General features: G+C 68.9%; 1 pseudogene. It reads left to right on the forward strand.

Annotated elements, in window-relative coordinates:
• Positions 1-350, forward strand: a pseudogene (locus AC1DN0_RS42045) (tryptophan--tRNA ligase); the annotation flags it as partial.

Genomic DNA, 350 nt, shown 5'->3' on the forward strand with positions numbered 1-350 from the left:
CGCACCGGGCGAGCCGAAGAGCACCGAGGGCTCGGCGCTGTTCCAGATGTACCAGGCCTTTGCCAGTGCCGAGCAGACCGCCGCGTTCGCGCAGGCGTTTGCCGACGGCATCAGCTGGGGCGATGCCAAGCAGCAGCTGTTCGAGCGCATCGATGCCGAACTGACCCCGCTGCGCGAGCGTTATGACGCGCTGATGGCCGAGCCGGAGAAGATCGAGGCGCTGTTGCGCCGCCGCGGCCAGCAGTTGCGCGAGCAGTATGCGATGCCGCTGTTGAAGGAGCTGCGCCATGCGGTGGGCCTGCGCGACCTGTCCAGTGCCGGTGACATCGCCGGCGATGCCGCCACCGAGG

The sequence above is a fragment of the Cupriavidus sp. 05N39 genome (assembly GCF_056397325.1).